We start from the raw sequence: 1,554 nt of genomic DNA, 5'->3' as shown, positions 1-1,554 counted from the left end.
GGGTGGGCCGGCGGGGTCGGGACGTAGTCGGGGTGCCGGTTCCGGTCGGCGGGCTCGTAGGAAGCCGTCGAGGGCAGCGTGACCGGGCGGACGTCCTTGCGGGAGAAGTCGAACGCGGCCGTCAGGTCGCCGCAGACCGCGCGCCGCCAGGGCGAGATGTTGGGCTCGTGGACGCCGAAGCGGCGCTCCATGAACCGGATGACCGAGGTGTGGTCGAGGGTCTCGGAGCAGACGTAACCGCCCTTGCTCCAGGGCGAGACGACGATCATCGGGACGCGCTGGCCGAGCCCGTACGGGCCGGGGACGTGCCCGGCGGCGTCGCCCTTGAAGACGTCGGGGCCGGTCTCGACCGTCGAGCGGCCCTCCTCCGCAAAGGGGGGTACGACGTGGTCGAAGAAGCCGTCGTTCTCGTCGTACGTGATGAACAGGGCCGTCTTCGACCACACCTCGGGGTTCGAGGTGAGCGCGTCGAGGACCTGCGAGACGTACCAGGCACCGTAGTTCGCGGGCCAGTTGGGGTGCTCGGTGAACGCCTCGGGGGCGACGATCCAGGAGATCTGCGGGAGCGTGCCCGCCTTGACGTCGGCCTTGAGGCGCGCGAAGTAGTCCTCGCCGTTCTTGGCGTCCGTGCCGGTGCGGGCCTTCTCGTAGAGGGCGTCGCCGGGCTTCGCGTTCTGGTACTGGGTGAAGTACAGCAGCGAGTTGTCACCGTAGTTGCCCCGGTAGGCGTCCTGGATCCAGCCCCAGCCGCCCGCCTTGTCGAGGCCGTCGCCGGTGTCCTGGTAGATCTTCCAGGAGACGCCCGCCTTCTCCAGGCGCTCCGGGTACGTCGTCCAGGAGTACCCGGCCTCGTCGTTGCCGAGGACCGGGCCGCCGCCCTTGCCGTCGTTGCCGGTGTACCCCGTCCACAGGTAGTACCGGTTGGGGTCGGTCGAGCCGATGAACGAGCAGTGGTAGGCGTCGCAGATGGTGAAGGAGTCGGCGAGCGCGTAGTGGAAGGGGATGTCGCCGCGCTCCAGGTACGCCATCGTCGTGGAGCCCTTGGCGGGGACCCACTGGTCGTACTTGCCGCCGTCGAACGCGGCGTGGCCGTCGTTCCAGCCGTGCGGGAGGTCCTGGACGAAGGCGAGGCCCAGGTCGTCGTGGTCGGGGCGGAAGGGGAGGACGTCCTTCTTGCCGTCCGACTGGTACCAGACCGGCTTGCCGTCCTTGCGGGTGACGACCGGACGCGGGTCGCCGAAGCCGCGGACGCCGCGCATCCGGCCGAAGTAGTGGTCGAAGGAGCGGTTCTCCTGCATCAGGACGACGATGTGCTCGACGTCCTCGATCGACCCCGTCCGATGGTTCGCGGGCAGCGCCGCGGCCCGCTCGATGCTCCCGGACAGCGCGGTGAACGCCGTGGTGGCACCCGCGAGTTGGAGAAAGCGGCGCCGGTTGACCTCTGACATGGGTGACCTCTCGACCTGGGCGGACTACTTCCGGCCGGTTCGTGTCGGAACGCGTGCGCCAGGAGTGTCGCGAGGGGGGCCGAACGAGCGGGGTGGGGCCTGTCTC

General features: G+C 69.6%; 1 protein-coding gene. It reads right to left on the bottom strand.

The window, feature by feature from the left end; genetic code table 11:
- A partial coding sequence (locus AOK24_RS38650; RefSeq protein WP_055724608.1) for a phosphocholine-specific phospholipase C occupies window positions 1-1,448 on the bottom strand: 1,448 nt, incomplete at its 3' end.
- Window positions 1,449-1,554: the final 106 nt, after the last annotated feature.

This window comes from Streptomyces niveiscabiei, assembly GCF_001419795.1.
Classification (GTDB): Bacteria; Actinomycetota; Actinomycetes; order Streptomycetales; family Streptomycetaceae; genus Streptomyces; species Streptomyces niveiscabiei.
This window is presented reverse-complemented; position numbering and strand designations above follow the sequence as displayed.